The organism is Pseudarthrobacter arbutini (assembly GCF_054510915.1).
The window spans coordinates 52,587-68,621 of record NZ_JBTNDQ010000001.1; the positions used below are offsets into that span (position 1 = coordinate 52,587).

At 65.9% G+C, this 16,035-nt stretch carries 13 protein-coding genes and 2 tRNA genes; 2 read left to right on the plus strand and 13 right to left on the minus strand.

The window, feature by feature from the left end; translation table 11 throughout:
- Nucleotides 1-2: 2 nt before the first annotated feature.
- The 4 genes from ACX80V_RS00260 to ACX80V_RS00275 form a co-directional block, all read right to left on the minus strand.
- Entirely contained in the window at nucleotides 3-1,619 is a 1,617-nt protein-coding gene (locus tag ACX80V_RS00260; RefSeq protein ID WP_485841524.1) for a GTPase, read from the minus strand.
- Nucleotides 1,616-3,331: a dynamin family protein gene (locus ACX80V_RS00265; RefSeq protein WP_485841525.1), complete on the minus strand. Its 1,716-nt coding sequence runs from the start codon at nucleotides 3,329-3,331 to the stop codon at nucleotides 1,616-1,618. Before ACX80V_RS00265 ends, ACX80V_RS00260 begins: the two co-directional genes overlap by 4 nt.
- 216 nt (nucleotides 3,332-3,547) lie before the next feature.
- A tRNA-Glu gene (locus tag ACX80V_RS00270) sits at nucleotides 3,548-3,623 on the minus strand.
- A 143-nt stretch (nucleotides 3,624-3,766) separates the two neighbouring features.
- Nucleotides 3,767-3,838: transfer RNA gene (locus ACX80V_RS00275), tRNA-Gln, on the minus strand.
- Nucleotides 3,839-4,134: 296 nt separating this feature from the next.
- Between ACX80V_RS00275 and ACX80V_RS00280 the strand changes: the two genes are divergently transcribed.
- On the plus strand, nucleotides 4,135-5,529 hold the full coding sequence (locus tag ACX80V_RS00280; RefSeq protein WP_485841526.1) for a hypothetical protein: 1,395 nt from the start codon (nucleotides 4,135-4,137) through the stop codon (nucleotides 5,527-5,529).
- An 8-nt stretch (nucleotides 5,530-5,537) separates the two neighbouring features.
- Here ACX80V_RS00280 and ACX80V_RS00285 read toward each other — a convergent pair whose 3' ends face one another.
- The 4 genes from ACX80V_RS00285 to ACX80V_RS00300 are packed head-to-tail and all read right to left on the minus strand — an operon-like array spanning nucleotide 5,538 to nucleotide 9,440.
- Entirely contained in the window at nucleotides 5,538-6,275 is a 738-nt protein-coding gene (locus ACX80V_RS00285; protein ID WP_485841527.1) for an HAD family hydrolase, read from the minus strand.
- Nucleotides 6,275-7,789, minus strand: coding sequence for a glutamate--tRNA ligase (gltX, locus tag ACX80V_RS00290; protein WP_485841528.1), 1,515 nt, complete (start codon nucleotides 7,787-7,789; stop codon nucleotides 6,275-6,277). The genes ACX80V_RS00285 and gltX overlap by 1 nt, the downstream gene beginning before the upstream one ends.
- Nucleotides 7,790-7,809: 20 nt before the next feature.
- Nucleotides 7,810-8,586, minus strand: coding sequence for a fumarylacetoacetate hydrolase family protein (locus ACX80V_RS00295; protein WP_058932084.1), 777 nt, complete (start codon nucleotides 8,584-8,586; stop codon nucleotides 7,810-7,812).
- A gap of 56 nt (nucleotides 8,587-8,642) precedes the next feature.
- Nucleotides 8,643-9,440 (minus strand): MBL fold metallo-hydrolase, encoded by a 798-nt coding sequence (locus ACX80V_RS00300; protein WP_485841529.1) that lies wholly within the window; start codon nucleotides 9,438-9,440, stop codon nucleotides 8,643-8,645.
- Nucleotides 9,441-9,539: 99 nt separating this feature from the next.
- Between ACX80V_RS00300 and ACX80V_RS00305 the strand changes: the two genes are divergently transcribed.
- A complete protein-coding gene (locus ACX80V_RS00305; protein WP_485841530.1) occupies nucleotides 9,540-10,211 on the plus strand; it encodes a hypothetical protein in 672 nt (223 codons plus the stop codon).
- Between the two features lie 36 nt (nucleotides 10,212-10,247).
- Here the strand turns inward: ACX80V_RS00305 and ACX80V_RS00310 are convergent, their stop codons facing one another.
- From ACX80V_RS00310 to metG, 5 genes are all read right to left on the minus strand, one after another.
- Complete coding sequence (locus ACX80V_RS00310) at nucleotides 10,248-11,360, minus strand: branched-chain amino acid aminotransferase (RefSeq protein WP_485841531.1); 1,113 nt, start codon at nucleotides 11,358-11,360, stop codon at nucleotides 10,248-10,250.
- A 112-nt stretch (nucleotides 11,361-11,472) separates the two neighbouring features.
- Entirely contained in the window at nucleotides 11,473-12,525 is a 1,053-nt protein-coding gene (locus ACX80V_RS00315) for a 3-isopropylmalate dehydrogenase (protein WP_485841532.1), read from the minus strand.
- Nucleotides 12,526-12,568: 43 nt separating this feature from the next.
- Nucleotides 12,569-13,249, minus strand: a complete 681-nt coding sequence (locus ACX80V_RS00320; RefSeq protein WP_485841533.1) for a class F sortase — start codon at nucleotides 13,247-13,249, stop codon at nucleotides 12,569-12,571.
- 115 nt (nucleotides 13,250-13,364) lie between these two features.
- Nucleotides 13,365-14,192 carry a hypothetical protein gene (locus tag ACX80V_RS00325; RefSeq protein WP_485841534.1) on the minus strand — a complete coding sequence of 276 codons (828 nt, stop codon included), beginning with the start codon at nucleotides 14,190-14,192 and terminating at the stop codon, nucleotides 13,365-13,367.
- Nucleotides 14,193-14,461: 269 nt separating this feature from the next.
- Complete coding sequence (gene metG / locus ACX80V_RS00330; protein WP_485841535.1) at nucleotides 14,462-16,021, minus strand: methionine--tRNA ligase; 1,560 nt, start codon at nucleotides 16,019-16,021, stop codon at nucleotides 14,462-14,464.
- Between the last annotated feature and the right edge of the window lie 14 nt (nucleotides 16,022-16,035).

The window sequence follows — 16,035 nt, forward strand, 5'->3', positions numbered from 1 at the left end:
CCTTAGTTTCCGCCCGCAACCTTCAGTGCGGCGTTGAAGGACGCGAGCCTGCTGACCTCAATTTCAACCGGCTCCACCACGAAGTCCCGGGCAACTTCGCCCACCGCTGCCCGCAGCCGTTTCCTGGCCCGGGCTGCGCGCGCCCTCGCGGCCCCTGACCCAATGAATTTTCCAGTCAGCGCCAGGAAGATCCCCAGCACCACACCGCCGCCAATCAACAGCGTCGGCACCGGCCAGCCCTCCACCTTCGGAACCTCCGGCACGGGCAGCTGGAGATAGCCGAGCCCGGCCAGCCCACCCAGCCAGCCCAGGCCGCCCAGGACTGTCAGCAGCGCGAGCCACTGGACCACGTTGAACACGCCCCACCACCAGGACTTCCGGGACGCCATCAGGTCCGTGCCTGCGATGGCCTGGTCCAAGGCATCCGGCAACGCCTCCCGCCCTTCCCGGGCAGCACCCCTGATGGCGGCACGCCACGGTCCGGGTGCGCCCGCACTCGCCGCATCCGCAAACTCACGGACAGCAGCATCCGTCCGGGCACGTTCCGGGGCGCCCGCGGCCGGGAGCGAGGTCCGGTTAAGCTGGGACGGAGAAGAACTTCTCAGATTGAGCCGGCGGAGCGGATCAGGCCGGAACCGCACCAGCCATCGCGTCACCGGCCACCCCGTGCGGCGCGTCGACTCGATGCGGTAGGACCGCGCAACTGCGTCCACCACCACGGGCACGTTGGCGGCGGTTGCCAGCTCATCGGTGAGCCGGGATCTCGACGCCGGCCTGACACCGGCGGCTTCGCCGGCGCCGGCGGCTTCCCGGAGTTGCCCCGAGGCCCGCGAAACGTCCGCGGCCAGCCGCTGCGAAAGTGCCTGGCGCTGCACCACCACACCGCGGATGGCGCTCCGGACCTTGTCCACGCCGGTGCCCTTCAGGGCGGATGCGCCCAGGACCTGAACCTTGCCCAGCCCGTCGCGGGCAAGGATCCCTTTCAAGGACTCCAGCACAGGCTGCACGTCCCGTTCGGGCAAGCGGTCCACCTGGTTGAGGACCACCAAGGTCACGGCACCATGGGCGGACAGGGGCGCCAGGAAATCGTTGTGGACCGCCGCATCGGCGTACTTTTGCGGATCCAGGACCCAGACCAGGACATCAACCAGGCCAACCATGCGCTCCACGATCTCGCGGTTCGCGGCCCTGGTGGAATCGAAGTCCGGCAGGTCCAGCAGGATCAGCCCCGTGCCCTCGTCCGCGAAGCCTGCCACTGGCTCCGCATGGTGGCGGTTGCCCACCTCAAGCCAGTCCAGCAACGGCTCGCTGCCGTCCGCTCCCCAGACACCAGCCAAAGGTTCCGACGTTGTGGGGCGGCGGGCGGCCGCCGTCGCGATTTCAGCGCCGCTGACCGCGTTGAAGAGTGACGATTTTCCGCTGCCGGTGGCACCGAAGAACCCAACAACGGTGTGATCAGCCGACAGTGACCGCCGGGAGCTCGCGCGTTCGAGGAGCTGGAACACCTCCTCGAGTGCAGCATCCGGCAAGACGCCTTCGGCGAGTTCGCGGGCATCATTGAGGGCTTCGAGCCTGCGGTCCAGCTGCGACGCTTCACGGGCTACGCTGTGGCGGCTCATGCCTTGTCCGCCAGCCGGGCCAGGGCAGCGGCGTGGTCGGTCAGGATCCGGCCGGTGTCCGCGCCGCCCTCCGGCAGGCGTTGGATGAATTTCTCCTGCTCTGCCTGCAGCAGCCGCTGGCAACGGGCATGGAGGTCATCCCGCGCAGTCTGCGCCAGTCGGCGGACCGCGTCTTCGCCGAACACTGCCTCAAGCAGTTTCTGGCCGACGACGGCGGTACCGCCCGCCACGCCGATCTCCAGCCCGGTGAGGCCGGCGGTCATGGAAAACACCACGATCATCAGTGCGGCACCCAGCCCGTTAATCCCGAAGGAAAGCCATCTGGCCTGCGTTCGCTTGCCCTGCCCTTCCGTACGGATCAGTTCCATCAGGCCGGCCTGCCAGGCCCTGATCTCCGCTGCGGCCGCATCGGCAAAGCCGGGGCTGGTGCCGGACAGATCCTCCGTCCCCAGGAGCTCGCGGCCGGCCGGGTCCGAGCGCCACCGCTGGTCTGTTTCTTCGCCGGCGTTGGCAGCCTCATCCAGGATGACGGCCTGCAACCCCGTTTCGATGGCGGCCTCAACCCGGACGGCCGGCGTCGGCTCGCCCCGGAAGAACGCTCCCACGCGGTCCCGCAGCCGTCCGATGTTCTGCTCCAGCGCCCGGAAGAATTCCCCTGTTCCGACGAAGTCCTGCCAGCGCGCCAGTACTTCGCCACGGAGGAGGGCGCCGTCCTTTGTTGCGTCCAGGATCCGGGCCCCGGCATCGCGATAGGCGGCCTCAGCGCCTGCACGGAGCGAGGCCGCGGCACGCTCCTGCCCCTGGACCGCGTGCGCCACGGCACCGACTCGCCCGGCCAGCGCCTTCACCGTCCCGTTGAGGGTCCGGCGGGCAATTTCGGACCGCCCAGCGGCGTCGGCTGCAAGTTCCTGCAGCCAGCGCCGCAGCGGCTCCACGGCGCTCGTTGGCAGCATGCCAAGATGGTCCAGGTCCGTCTCCGGCACAATGAACAGTCCGGCATCGCCGAGGCCTTCCTGCCGCAGCAACGCGCGGAGATCGGCACTGACTTCGGCTTCCGCCTCCGCCGGCACACGGTCCAGGACCACGGCCACCATGATGTCCCGCGAGGACGCGTCCAGGAGCAGCTTCCACGGGACCGCGTCTGCGTAGCGGTTGGCAGTGGTCACAAAAACCCAGAGGTCCGCGGCGGCCAGCAATTGACCGGCGAGCCGGCGGTTGTCGTCGGAAATGGAGTCGACGTCGGGAGCGTCAAGCAGCGCGATCCCCTGCGGAACAGCCTTGTCCGCCACCAGCACCAGGGAGGAAATGGCCTCCGCATCGGGTGTTGCGCCGGCCCGGCTGGCCGGGACGGGTTCCGTGGAAACAGTCCCCCGGATCCGGTTGAGGGTGGGCAGCACACGGTGGCCTTCGAACCAGCCGGCATCGGCCGGGTGGTGCAGCAGAATGGGCTGCCGGGTGGTGGGCCTGATGGCGCCGGAGCGTGTGACCGGGTGCCCCACCAGGGCGTTGACCAGCGTTGACTTGCCGGCGCCCGTGGAACCCCCGACGACGGCAAGGAGTGGTGCGTCCAGGCTGCGGTACCGCGGCAGGATGTAGTCGTCCAGCTGGGCGACGGCGTTCCGCGTGTCCTGGCGCGCCTGTTCCACGTCCGCAAGGGCGAGCGGCAACGACACTGCGGACAGATCCCCACGCACGGCCTCAAGCAAGGCCACGGCTGGCTCCGACGCCGCGTCGGGCCGGCCCGGCTGCGTTCTCGGTGCGCGCTTAGGCGGCGGAGGCTGCGTGGGACGAAGCCCGTCTGAGGAGGTCACAGGATCATCATGCCAGCTGTGCCGGCTTTTCCACCGGGCCCCGGTTTTGTCCTATAACCCGCAGCGCAGCCTCCACAACGAAAAAACGGCCCCGGGCTGATGCCCGGGACCGTTCGTTGGTGACCCCAGCGGGATTCGAACCCGCGTTACCGCCGTGAGAGGGCAGCGTACTAGGCCGCTATACGATGGGGCCGCGTACTTCCAGGAAGTTTTCACTTCCAACCGGCGCCAGGCCGGTTTGCTAAGTGAGTATTTCATACACTCAGCGCGCGTTTCAAATCGGCGAACCGATCTGAAACCACTGATTTGCCGCGGTTAGCCTGCGACCAAACAGAGCTGGGATACCAGGACTCGAACCTAGAATGACGGTACCAGAAACCGTAGTGTTGCCAATTACACCATATCCCAATGATACTTTCGGGCCGGAGTTTCGGGCTTCAAGCCGTGCTCCGTGCGCCTCAGCACGAGAAATTACTTTACCCGAGACTTTGGGCTGGCACAAATCGGCACCGAAGACCCAAGTTCTGAACCCTTGCCAGATCACCCGGAATAAGTTTACTCTCGGTAAGTTACCCGAGAGTAACCACCCTCTGCCTTTGCTGCAGGCACTTCGGAATTTAGTTTTGCGTCCGGACTGCCGCCCCTGGTCCAGGTGGGTGGCCGGCAGATTTCACACTGCCGGCAAACCGTCGAGAGGACCCACCGTGACACAAAGTCGTGCCGCCGCGCCCACCAAGACCCGAACCCGGGCACAGCAGCTTGCCATCGCCGTCCTGGCCCTGATGCTGATTGCTTTGCTTGGGTTTTACACCCTGGTCACCGGCAGGATCACCGACGGATCGGCCAAGCTGATGGACGGTGCGGGCCAGGCCTCGGCCGGCGCTGAGCAGCTCAGGGACGGCGCCGGTCAGCTGGCGGCCGGTGCGGGCATGGCAGACACCGGTGCCGGCAAGCTCTCCTCCGGCGCCGACAAAGTCTTCCTGGGTGTCAGCGAGAAGCTGGCCCCGGGCGCTGAAAAACTGCAGTCCGGTGCAGACCAGCTCGCCGCCGGCGCTGTCAAGATCGAAACTGACGTCAACAACAAGCTCGCGCCCGGCGTGTACAAAGTGGACGACGGCGCCCGAAAGCTCGCCGCCGGAGCCACCCAGCTCGCCGCGGCACTGACGCCTACGGCCGCCGGAAATGCCGAGAACAACCTGGCGGACGGCGCGACTGCGCTGGATGCGGGTGCGGCCCGTCTGGCCTCCGGGACGGGCGAGCTGGCCGCCGGAACGGCCCAGTTGAAAGGCTACCGGGGAGCGAACAACTCCCCCGAAGCAGGCACCGGCACGGCGGCCTTGGCACAGGCCCTCGAGCTGCTGGAGGCGGCGGCCTCAGACCCGCTGCAGGGACTGGTCCCACTGGCCGTTGTCAAAGACAAGATCGCCAAGATCACCGCTGGAGCCCACAGGCTCGACGCCGGGGCCCAGCAACTGCAGGCTGGCGCGGGGAAGCTCAATGACGGAGCGGCACAGTTGCACACTGGAACAGGGCGCCTCACCGCCGGCTTCGCCACCCTGGGTGAAAAGCTCAACAGCCGCGATCCCAACAACCCCGGCGTTGTGCTGGGTACCGAACTGCTGGCCGCCGGAACGTCCCAGATCCGCACCGGTATGGACGGCGTGCCTGGCAATGCCGACCGCCCGGGCCTGATCAATGCCGTCGCCAAGATCACGGAGGGCAGCTCACGGATGGCGGACGGCACGGTGGCGTTGAATGCAGGGATCAAGGGCGATCCGGCCGATCCCTCAAACCCCGGCCTGCTCCACGGCTCCCAGGCACTGGCTGCGGGCGCTTCGGAGCTGGCCACAGGCAACACCAAGCTGGCCTCGGGATCGACAGAGCTGGCCACCGGTGCCGAGAAACTTGCTGACGGCAATGCCCGGATTGCGGATGGTACGGACACCCTGTACACCAGCGCAGCGGCCATCTCGCCCACCAGTATGGTGGGGAAGTCGGATACCACCGTTGCCCTCTGCCTGGTTGCTGTGCTTGTGCTCGGATCCGTGAGCATCTACCTGGTGCTGTGGAACAGGCGAAGGCTGCAGTCTGCGGAGTAAGCGGCCGGTCAGCCCAGCAGCTGTGACAGCGAGGTGATTTTGTGACCGGTGAAATCCGGCGCAGGCTCCCCCACCCTGTTGAGCCAGACGCCTATCAGGCCCGCCGCCGTCGAACCGTCTGCGTCCAGCATTCTGTTGTCCCCAACGTAGAGCGTCTCCTCCGGGGCAGTCCCCAGCAGGCGGACTCCTTCGAGGTAGATGGCCGGCTCGGGCTTGGCAACGCCTACCGTGTCCGTGCCAACCAGGCGGCGGACGCGTTCCAGGCCGGCGCCGTCGAGCTTGGCCCGCTGGTAGTCGTGCACGTTGTTACTGACGGCACCGTAGGGGATGCCGGCAGCGTCCAGCAGGTCCAGGAGCGGCAGTACGTCCTCAAAAGCACGCACATACGTGGGCTGCAGCCGGCCGTAGGCCGAGAGCCACCCGTGCGCTTCTTCGCCGTCGGCAAGATCCACACCGAAGTGCCCCAGGGCGGCGCGTCCCCGCAGGAGGCGCTGGTCGTTGAAGGTCAGCTCCCCCGCCAGGTACCGGTCGTAGTAGTGCGTGGTCTCGTGCGTGAAGATCCTGCCGAAACGCTCCCACCCGGACTGGTCCAGACCGGGCAGGAGGTGCTCGCTGACCTCACGCAGGGCGGTGGTCATGGCGTATTCGAGGTCCACCAGGGTGTCGTCGATGTCGAAGAGGACGCCCCGGATGGACCCGAAGCGTGTGCTCAGGACTCCGTCAGCCGTGGTGCCGGTGGTAGACATCAGCCGCGGAAGGTGCGGAGCCGGCTCAGGGACGAGCCCTTGCCCAGGATCACCATGGATTCGAAGAGCGGCGGCGAGATCCGGCGCCCGGAGATGGCCGTGCGGACAGGACCGAAGGCCAGCCGCGGCTTCAGGCCGAGGTCCTCCACGAGTGCCTGCTTCAGGGCCGTCTGGATCTCCTCCGGGTTCCAGTCCTGAATGGGCTCAAGGGCGGCAAGGGCGGCGTCGAGGACTTCGGTCAGGTTGGCGGGCAGGCCCTTACGGGCGTCGTCTGCGACGTCGATCGCGTCGTCGGCCTTGAACAGGAAGGCGAGCATTTCCGGGGCTTCCCCCAGCAGGGTGATCCGCTCCTGGACGAGGGGTGCGGCCTCGGTGAGGATCTCTTCCTCCCGGCCCGTGAGGATCTCTCCGACCAGGTCCGCGGCCCTGAGGTACGGCACCAGGCGCGCACGGAAATCGGCCGCCTCAAGCAGCCGGACGTGCGTGCCGTTGATGGCCTCTGCCTTTTTCAGGTCAAAACGTGCCGGGTTGGCCAGCACATCGTGGATGTCGAAGTGCTCCACGAGCTGATTGACGGTGAAAATGTCCTCGTCGGCGCTCAGGGACCAGCCCAGGAGGGACAGGTAGTTCAGCAGGCCTTCGGGAATGAAGCCGCGTTCGCGGTGCAGGAACAGGCTGGATTCGGGGTCGCGCTTGGAGAGCTTCTTGTTGCCCTGGCCCATGACGTAGGGAAGGTGGCCGAACTCCGGCATGTACTCGGCCACGCCGATGGCGTAGAGGGCACGGTACAGGGCGATCTGGCGGGGCGTGGAGCTGAGCAGGTCTTCGCCGCGCAGCACGTGCGTGATTCCCATCAGGGCATCGTCCACCGGATTTACCAGCGTGTACAACGGCGCGCCGTTGGCACGGACCACCGCGAAGTCCGGCACGGAGCCGGCCTTGAACGTGATCTCGCCGCGGACGAGGTCCTTGAACGTGAGGTCCTCGTCCGGCATCCGCAAGCGCAGCACGGCCTGGCGGCCTTCTGCCTTGTACTGGGCCAGCTGTTCCTCGGTGATGTGACGGTCAAACCCGTCATAACCCAGCTTGGGGTCGCGGGAAGCCGCACGGTGGCGGGCTTCGATTTCGGCCGGCGTGGAGTAGGACTCGTAGATGTGGCCGCCGGCCTTCAGCCGGGCGATGACATCCTGGTACATGTCGCTGCGCTGGGACTGGCGGTACGGCTCGTGCGGGCCGCCCACCTCGACACCTTCGTCCCACGTGATGCCCAGCCACTTCAGCGCATCCAGCAGCTGGTGGTAGCTTTCCTCGCTGTCCCGCGCCGAGTCCGTGTCCTCGATGCGGAAGACCAGGGTTCCCTTGGTGTGCCGGGCATAGGCCCAGTTGAACAGCGCCGTCCGGATCAGGCCCACGTGCGGGGTGCCCGTGGGTGACGGGCAGAACCGCACCCGGACCGGGGTTTCGGCAGTGACGGACGGGATGGCGGCAGGGTTCAGCGCGGAGGCAGTAGTCATAGTGGTTCCAACTTTACCCGTCAGCGGCGGACCACCGGGTTGGACAGGCGGCCGATGCCCTCGATCTCCACGTCGTAGCGGTCCCCCGCGGTGACGAGGTCGACGCCGGCAGGGGTGCCGGTCATGATGACGTCCCCGGGGAGCAGGGTGAAGGCCTGGGACACGATGGAGACGATTTCCCGGACGCCGCGGATCATCTGGCTGGTGCTGCCGTCCTGGCGCAGTTCGCCGTTGAGCCAGCCCTTGATGGCCAGGTCTTCGGTGTCCAGCTCGGTCTCGATCCACGGTCCGAGGGGTGCCGACGTGTCGAACCCCTTGGCCCTGGCCCATTGCAGGTCCGTTTTCTGGACATCGCGGGCGGTGAGGTCGTTGCCGCAGGTGTAGCCGAAGATGACGTCGTCGACGCGGTCTTCCGGGACGTCCTTGCAGATCCGGCCGATGACCACACACAGTTCGGCCTCGAACGAAACCTCGTCTGAGAATTCCGGCAGCACAATGGGGTCGCCGGGGCCGATGACAGAGGTGTTCGGCTTCAGGAACAGCAGCGGCTGCTGCGGGACCTCATTGCCCAGCTCGGCGGCGTGCTCGGCGAAGTTGCGGCCCACGCCGATCACCTTGCTGCGGGGAATGATCGGGGCCAGGAGCCGGACGTCTTCAAGCTTGTGCTTGACGTGGGTGCGCTCCACGCCGTTGAAGAAGGGGTCGCCGTTGATGACAGTGATTTCCTCACTGCCGGGCTCACCTTCAACAACGCCGTAGAGGGGATCAGAATCGACTACAAACCTGGCAATACGCATGGTTGTTAGCCTACAGTCTTGACCGGCGGCACCTGCCCTTGCGTCACGCCGTACTGTCAGGCACCGGGGAGCCCACGCAGGTAGTCAAGCTGCGCGGCCACCGACATTTCGGCCGCCCGCCGGACGGAAGGTCCGACGTCGGCGTACACGTCGTCTGCCACATCAACCACCGTCGCGTCCCCGCCAAGCCGGACAAGTGCCGCGCGGATCTGCGCCAGCCTCTCGTGCCGGTGCTCGCGGTAGGCACGGGCAATGGCCGCTAGGGAGGGAAGCGCCGGCCCGTGGGCCGGCAGGACGGTGGCCGGGCCAAGGGCTTCGAGCCGGTCCAAGGACCGCAGGTAATCCCCCAGCCTGCCGTCCGGGTAGTCCAGCATGGTGGTGCCCCGGCCCAGGATGGTGTCGCCGGTCAGCACTGAGCCGTGCGGGCCGTCGTCGGGAAGGTGGAAGCAGGCGGAATCGGAGGTGTGGCCCGGCGTGGCCAGGACCCGGATGGAAACACCCGCCGCGTGGATGGTTTCGCCGTCCTGCAGTGGCTCGCCGCCGCCGTGGCAGTGCCGGGGATCGGCCGCGCGGACGGGGGCGCCGGTGAGCTCATGGAGGCGCTGTGAGCCTGCGGTGTGGTCGGCATGCCGATGCGTCACCAGAATGAGTTCCACGGGGCCCACATCCGCGAGGCGGCGGAGGTGGCCTTCGTCCGCAGGACCCGGATCCACCACCACGGATGTACTGGCGCCGGGGGCGGAGATGACGTACGAATTGGTGCCGTCCAGGCTCATGGGCCCGGGGTTGGGTGCCAGGAAGAAAGCCGTCAGTGGGCTGGCAGCGACTGGAATGCCGCTCGAGGTGGAGTTCACTGCACCATCTTCGCATCAGGACGGCACGGAATAACTGCACCCCCGGGGCGGGTTATGGCTGGTGAAACCACCGTCCAGAGAGAGCAGCCAGGCACCACCATGAGCACTTCACCCACCATCTCGCTGTCGGAACTGTTGTCCGGCGCCGACGCCGCGGGACACGACCACGCACTGACGGAGAAGAACAGCGGCCTGCAGCACATCCACAACCACGCGACGGGCGCAATCGTCTGGTTTCCCACGTGGCAGAAGTTCCGCGAAACCACGGACTGGCGCGAGGAAGTCGATGCTTTCGCCGAGGACCTCAAGTCGGGTTCACAGTTGGTGGAAAAAGTGGCGTCCCGTTCCGTAGCCGGAGAGTTGGAGTCACTCCTGAAGCGCGCCGCGGCGGCGAGTGATGCGAACGCCTTTGTCCAGGACAACCTGACCAGGCACCTGACCCGGACCTGGGCTATTGCCGACGCCGTGGCCGAGGTAACAGGGAAGGACCTGCCCACCGGCAGCACCACGCCGTCCATCTTTGCTGACTATCCCTATAACGTTTACGCGCAGGACGGCGGCGCCTTCGCCACCGCACTCTGGAACGACGTCATCGATGCCCGCCGCAACCGTGCCCTGGCCGACGAAGCGGCGCGGAAGGCCCTGAAGCCGGTCTCCCGCAAGGCCCTCAAGAACGCTGCGCGGAAGGCTACCCGCCGCGGAGGGTGCCTGGAAACAACAACGCGGGGTCACTTAACGCCCATTCCGATGGAGATATCGGGCGTTAAGTGACCCCGCGTTGTGGTGGCCGGGGCGCGAACGTGGTGCTTAGGCCAGGCGGGTCAGCCAGCCGTGGGTATCCGGCACGGTTCCGGTCTGGATGCCGAGGAGCTGTTCGCGGATGGCCATGGTGGTCTCCCCCGCCTTCGCGTCCTCGGAGCCGATGAATTCGGTGGTGTCCTTGAGGACACCGATCGGGGTGATCACCGCTGCTGTGCCGCAGGCGAAGACCTCGGCGATCTCACCGGAGGCCACGCCGTCGCGCCATTCATCAAGGGTGATCTTGCGCTCCGCCACCTCACGGCCCATGTCCTTGGCAACCTGCATCACGGAGGAGCGGGTCACGCCTTCCAGGATGGTCCCGCTCAGCGCGGGAGTGGCCAGTGAGCCGTCCTTCATCACGAAGAAAACGTTCATGCCGCCGAGCTCTTCCACGGCGTCATCGTTGAAGTGGTCCAGGAACAGCACCTGCTTGCAGCCGTTGGCTTCGGCTTCCTGCTGGGCGATCAGGGAGGCGGCGTAGTTGCCGCCGCACTTGGCCGCACCGGTGCCGCCGCGTCCGGCGCGGGCGTACTCGCGGGAGATCCAGATGGACACGGGCTTGAGTTCGCCGCCGAAGTAGTTGCCGGCTGGCGATGCGATCACCCGGAAGGACACCTCCCGCGCTGCGCGGACACCCAGGAACGCCTCGGTGGCGATCATGAACGGGCGCAGGTACAGGGCCTCGCCGTCACCGGCGGGAACCCATTCCTTGTCCGCCTGCACCAGTTCCCGGATGGCGCCGAGGAAGTATTCCTCAGGCAGTTCCGGAAGGGCCAGGCGTCGGGCCGACTTGTTCAGGCGGGCCGCGTTGGCCTCCGGACGGAACGTCCAGATTGAGCCGTCAGCGTGGCGGTATGCCTTGAGGCCTTCGAAGATCTCCTGGCCGTAGTGCAGCACCGCGGCAGACGGGTCCAGGGAGATGGGTCCGTAGGCCTCAACGCGGGCGTTGTGCCAGCCACCCTCGCCTTGCTCGTCCACGCTGTAGTCGACGACGGCGGTGTGGTCGGTGAAGTAATTGCCAAATCCCGGGTTGGCCAGGATGGCTGCACGCTCTTCAGCTGGCTTCGGGGTTGCCGAGAGCTGCTGCTTAAATTCGACGCCATGGGCGGTCTGAGTCATGGTTCCTCCACGATCGGCTGCCTTCTGAATGTGGTTCAGCACTGAACCGCAGGGCAGCATTTGGTGATTCGAAACTAGCTTACGCCGGTTAACCGAGTCTCAAGAGCAGGGCCTAGAGCGCTGCGGCGATGGCGTCCCCGACGGCGCTGGTACTGCGGGCGCCGCCGTCGCGGGTTTCGACGTCGGCGATCACCGCAGCTTCGATCCTGCGGGCCGCGGCCGTGTAGCCGAGGTGGTCCAGCAGGAGCACCGCCGACAGGATGGCCGCGGTGGGATCTGCCTTCTGCTGTCCGGCGATGTCCGGGGCCGAACCGTGGACCGGTTCAAACATGGACGGGGCGGTGCGGTCCATGTTGATGTTGCCCGACGCCGCCAGCCCGATGCCGCCGGTGATGGCTGCAGCGAGGTCAGTGAGGATGTCGCCGAAGAGGTTGTCGGTGACAATGACATCGAAGCGTGAGGGGTCGGTGACCATAAAGATGGTGGCCGCATCAACGTGCAGGTAATCGTGGGTGACCTCCGGGAATTCCTGGGCCACCGCCTCGACGGTGCGCTTCCACAGGTGGCCGGCGTAGACCAGGACGTTGTGCTTGTGCACCAGGGTCACATGCTTGCGTTCCCGGGCGCTGGCGCGGCGGAAGGCATCGCGGACAACGCGCTCCACGCCATATGCCGTGTTCAGTGAGACCTCGGTGGCCACCTCGTGGGGTGTGCCGGTGCGAAGCGAGCCGCCGTTGCCCACATATGGACCCTCGGTTCCCTCACGGACGACGATAAAATCGATGGTGCCGGGATTGGCCAGCGGGCTCCCGACTGTTCCGTACAGCCGCGACGGCCGCAGGTTGACGTAGTGGTCCAGGCTGAAGCGGAGCTTGAGCAGCATCTCCCGCTCGATGATGCCGGACGGAATCCGGGTGTCGCCGGGGGCGGCACCGACAGCACCGAAGAGGATCGCGTCCCGTGTACGCAGGTCGGCAAGGACCTCATCCGGAAGGGTCTCGCCGGTGGCCAGCCAGTGCTCGGCACCGAGCTGGTAGTGGGTCTGCTCGAGGACAACGCCTTCAGCGGCGACAGCCTTTTCAAGGACCTTCAGTGCCTCGGCAATGACCTCTGGGCCAATGCCGTCACCGGGAATGACAGCGAGATTGATCGTGGATACGCTCATGCTCCAAGAATATTTAGATCATCCGCATGCCGGACAATCAGTCTCATTTACTGAGACGGAGGAGTGGGTTCTCCGGTGAGGCCACCACCACCACGTTGGTGCCCCAGGCATCACCCGTATAGCAGGAAATCAGGACCAGCCTGTTGGGTGCCACCTGCCAGATGTGGCTGTCTTTGAGCCCGGATTTTTCGTAGGTAGTCACTGAATCCACCAGGTAGGCCACTTCGCCCGTGGCTGTGGCCACGGTCAGCCTGTCACCTGCCGCCGCGTGTGTACTCAGCCGGTTGAACGGCGCATCCCGGTCCGTCCAGCTATGCCCGGCAATATAGGTGGTATTGACCGAGCCCGCGCCGGGGGCACCGTAAGGCGACAGCCAGTAGCCGTCCATGGTGGGGGGCGGCACGATGGTCTGGGTGGCCTGGTCCTCGCCGGTGGGTTCGAGTGGATGGACCACCACATCGATGTCAGCGGCCGGGTACACCAGCCGCTGCGGCGGCGACGCTGCCGGACCGGCCGGGAGGGGCGTGCCGGTATCCACCGAGGGCGTGGGGGTGGACGGCGCTGGGGCCTGGGTGGTCGGCTGCACGGCAACCCCGGTCACGGTCGGCGACGCTCCCGGCCCGGCCAGGAAGGGCAGAAATGCGAACGCCAGGTAGGCCAGCACGCCGCACAGCACCACGAAGACGATGCTTTTGGTGGTAAAGGGCCTTCGATCGCTGTCCATGGTTACCCCGCTTGTGAGTCGATTTGCCCGGTTTGCCGGCAGGCGCCGTGCCCTTTGTGGCCACGGCGCCTGCCTGTGATTCAAACAGCGCCCCTGCGGGCGCCAGTAGCCGGCGTCATTCCTTCCGGGGCCGGGATACGGTACCGCTGGCTGCCAGGGTCCTGCGGGCAGCCACTCCCGCTGCAGCGAGCATCATCACGACGATGCCAGCGGCCCAGGGGGCGATGGAAACGTCAGTCGAACCTGCCACTGCAGTCTGGACATTGAAGCCAGGGTTGTTGGCCGCTACGGCACCTTGACCCGCCGGCGCACCCACAACAGCACCTCTGGGAGTTTCGCCCGGAGTCACCGGCGTAACAGCAGGCGGGACCACCGGAGGAACAACAGGCGGCACTACTGGCGGGACCGTTGTGGGCTTGCAATCGTTGTTAAAGGTTGCCTGCCCGTTAGCCGTCCAGTTCTGGCCTGCAGGCAGCACCTTGCCGTTGTTCGGCGGGATGATGTCTTCAGTGTGCTGGTGGTTGGCGTTGGCGTGGCCGTTGAGCCCCTGCAGGGCGATCGTAATCGACTCGTACGGGTTCTTGTCCGAGCCGGTGGCGTGGCAGATGGTGATCTTGTGATCGCCGTTGCCGTTACCGTTGCCGTTACCCTCGCCTGGTGCGGCGCAGCCTGCATTCCAGATACTGGCCTTGTCAAGGTTCTGGCCGCCGGGAAGAACTTTCCCGTCGTTGGCCGGAATGATGTCCTCATGGTGCTGGTGGCCCACGTGGGCGTTGAGCGCGTTGAGGCTGATGGTCTCCGACACGTAGGGATTGCTTTCCGAGCCGGTGGCGTGGCAAATGGTGATCTTTTTCTCGTCCTCAGAAGGCGACGCGGTGGCCGGCGCAGTGGCACCCAATAGCGCAAGACCCGCGACACCAAAAGCGGCAAGGATCCGTTTCATTTCCGTCTCCATCCATTGTCTGGTCCAAACTGATCAGACAGGTGGAAGAACGGCGCCATCCCCGACACGGAGGGCTAAAGGCAAACGGACAGCATCGGGGCGACGGTTCTCCCAGATGCGAATCATCAGTTTGCTAACCAGATAAGGCTAGACAGACGGACACCAGGATGTCTCCAGTACTCAGTACGCGCCTTACAGGGCGGGCCCTACTGACCGGCCCCGGAACCGTACTCAGTCCGCGTACCAGCAAGTAGCCAGCAGGGACATACCTAGGCTTCGGCCGGTTCCTCATACTTGGGGAAGACGGGCGCCGGAGCCGGCAGCGGAGTTCCGGCGACAATAGGTGTGGTGAGCGCGGAGAACTGGCGGGATCCGCCGTCGGGCTGTCCCAGGGTGTCCAACAGCGCGGCGGTGGCGGTGGGCATCACTGGCTGGGCCAGGATAGCCACGATGCGCAGCACTTCCAGCGTCACGTACAGCACGGTGTTCATGCGTTCGACGTCGGTCTTCCGCAGTACCCAGGGAGCCTGCTCGGCAAAGTAGGCGTTGGTGTCCCCCAGGACGCCCCAGATGGCCTCGAGTGCGCGGCTGAATTCCTGCTTTTCGAAGGCGGCCCGGGCAGTCTCCAGGAGTCCGTTGGCCTGTGCCAGGATCGCGGTGTCTTCAGCCGTGAAGGCACCCGGAACCGGGACCCGGCCCTCGCAGTTCTTGGCCACCATGGACAGCGAACGCTGCGCCAGGTTGCCGAAGTTGTTGGCCAGGTCCGAGTTCATGCGGCCCACGATGGCTTCGTGGTTGTAGCTGCCGTCGGCGCCGAACGGGACCTCTCGGAGGAAGAAGAACCGTACCTGGTCCAGCCCGTACTGCGCCACGAAGTCTGCCGGTGCCACCACGTTGCCGAGCGACTTGGACATCTTCACACCGTTGTTGTGCAGGAAGCCGTGGATCATGACGCGCTTGGGCAGCTCAATGCCGGCGCTCATCAGGAACGCCGGCCAGTAGATGGCGTGGAACCGTGAGATGTCCTTGCCGATCACATGCACATCGGCGGGCCAGAACTTCCTGAACGATTCCGAATCGACGTCCGGGTAGCCGACGCCGGTCAGGTAGTTGGTGAGCGCGTCCACCCAGACGTACATCACGTGCTTGTCGTTGCCGGGGACGGGGACACCCCAGTCGAACGTGGTGCGGCTGATCGACAGGTCTTCGAGGCCGCGCTTGACGAAGCTGATGACCTCGTTGAATCGGGACTGCGGTGCCCCGAACTCCGGCTGGGCCTCGTACAGCGCCAGCAGGCGGTCCTGGTAGGAGGACAGCCGGAAGAAGTAGCTCTCCTCAGCCGTCCACGTCACCTCGGTGTCCGTCTCCTTGGAGTACCGCACGCCGTCGTCCTTGACCAGGGTGTCGTCCTCCACGTAGAAGGCCTCGTCCCGGACGGAGTACCAGCCCTCGTACTTGGACAGGTAGATATCGCCGTTGGCTTCCATCTTCTTCCAGATGGCCTGCGACGCGGCGTAGTGGTCAGCGTCCGTGGTCCGGATGAAGCGGTCGTAGGTGATCCCCAGCGCGGCGTGGGCAGACTTGTAAATTTCCGCGTTGCGGTCCACCAGCTCCTTGGGCGTGAGGCCTTCCTTCTCGGCCGCCTGCGCAATCTTCATGCCGTGCTCATCCGTCCCCGTCAGGAACATCACGTCAAAGCCGTCCAGCCGCTTGAAGCGCGCCATGGCGTCGGTGGCGATGTACTCGTAGGCATGTCCGATGTGCGGAACACCGTTCGGGTAGGTGATGGCCGTGGTGATGTAGAACGGGGTTTTGGCTGTTGCGCTCACGTGCGGACGTTACC

What these genes read in the sequence shown, in the direction of transcription:
- ACX80V_RS00325 (WP_485841534.1), bottom strand. Translation starts at nt 14,192, where the DNA reads ATGAAACGGATCCTTGCCGCTTTTGGTGTCGCGGGTCTTGCGCTATTG.
- ACX80V_RS00320 (WP_485841533.1), bottom strand. Translation starts at nt 13,249, where the DNA reads ATGGACAGCGATCGAAGGCCCTTTACCACCAAAAGCATCGTCTTCGTG.
- ACX80V_RS00260 (WP_485841524.1), bottom strand. Translation starts at nt 1,619, where the DNA reads ATGAGCCGCCACAGCGTAGCCCGTGAAGCGTCGCAGCTGGACCGCAGG.
- ACX80V_RS00285 (WP_485841527.1), bottom strand. Translation starts at nt 6,275, where the DNA reads ATGTCTACCACCGGCACCACGGCTGACGGAGTCCTGAGCACACGCTTC.
- ACX80V_RS00305 (WP_485841530.1), top strand. Translation starts at nt 9,540, where the DNA reads ATGAGCACTTCACCCACCATCTCGCTGTCGGAACTGTTGTCCGGCGCC.
- ACX80V_RS00315 (WP_485841532.1), bottom strand. Translation starts at nt 12,525, where the DNA reads ATGAGCGTATCCACGATCAATCTCGCTGTCATTCCCGGTGACGGCATT.
- gltX (WP_485841528.1), bottom strand. Translation starts at nt 7,789, where the DNA reads ATGACTACTGCCTCCGCGCTGAACCCTGCCGCCATCCCGTCCGTCACT.
- ACX80V_RS00295 (WP_058932084.1), bottom strand. Translation starts at nt 8,586, where the DNA reads ATGCGTATTGCCAGGTTTGTAGTCGATTCTGATCCCCTCTACGGCGTT.
- ACX80V_RS00310 (WP_485841531.1), bottom strand. Translation starts at nt 11,360, where the DNA reads ATGACTCAGACCGCCCATGGCGTCGAATTTAAGCAGCAGCTCTCGGCA.